General features: G+C 69.2%; 1 protein-coding gene. It reads left to right on the top strand.

Annotated elements, in window-relative coordinates; translation table 11 throughout:
- On the top strand, window positions 1-968 hold a 968-nt coding region (locus MKW15_RS24175), incomplete at its 5' end, for a DUF222 domain-containing protein (RefSeq protein ID WP_240862934.1).
- Window positions 969-1,076 lie beyond the last annotated feature (108 nt).

Genomic DNA, 1,076 nt, shown 5'->3' with positions numbered 1-1,076 from the left:
TCGCTGGTGGCGCACGCGGTGTGCGGCGTGGATGCCGAGCAACGCGCCGCCGCCGAAGAGGCCGCTTCATGTTGGCCGCCGATGCGTCGACGAATGCGGTGCTGTCGGACAAACTCGACGAACTGATCATCGCGCTGGACCCCGTGGCGGCGGCCGAGGTGCGGGAAGAGTTCGCCGAACGCTACCAAGACGTCCGATTCGGCAAAGCCCCCTACGGACAAGTCGCCATCTCGGCCACGTTGGGACTCGGCGACGCCCGCTATCTGCAATCCCGGATCACCGGGCTGATCAATCACTTCCTGTGCGGCGACGACCCGCGTCTGCCCGGCCAACGACGCGCCGACGCGCTGGTCGCCATCACTCGCGGCCGCACCGAGTTGGACTGCCGGTGCGGGTCAGACACCTGCGGCGCCCCGGCGAACCAGACCCCCGACCCCGAACCCGAACCCGACGAGGGTGACGACGACACCGACCTCGACGCCGAGGTGGCGCCCAAGCCGGACGCTGCACCCGCGAAACCCTCCACGGCGCTGGTGCCGACCAAGGCTGCCGTCGTCGTTGTGACCGATGCGCCCACGCTGACAGGGTTGACCGGGGAGATGGTGCCGTTCGTGCCCGGGTACGGGGTCATCGACCCCGCCCACGCGCGTGCACTCGCCGAAGATGCCACCTGGACCGGCATGTACCGCGAAAGCCAACGGTTCATGCATCGCAGTGACCCCACCGACACCGACCCCGATGGTCGGGTCAGCATGTTGCGCGCCGGACGACCCCGAAAAGCCGGCCGTGTTCAGTACCCGCCCACCTGGCCGGCAGCTCGCAGACGGGTTCGGCGCTGGTCCGGGTGCTCTCCCGCCCACCCAACCCGGCGCCGATCGACCCCACCGGACACGGTGGGCTACTCGTACCCCCGGTCGGGGCGTTGGACTACGAACCAACAGACGCACAGCGGCGCGCGATCGCGCTGACTGACCACCACTGCCGCGGACCCTACTGCGGACGACCCGTGGCCGAATGCCAACTCGACCACGTCAAGCCCTACAACCATGCCCACCCGATCGACGGCGGCTGGACCA

The organism is Gordonia gummivorans, from assembly GCF_022513585.1.
Classification (GTDB): domain Bacteria; phylum Actinomycetota; class Actinomycetes; order Mycobacteriales; family Mycobacteriaceae; genus Gordonia.
Note: the sequence above shows the minus strand (reverse complement) of the source record. Positions and strands in the feature narration are given on the sequence as shown.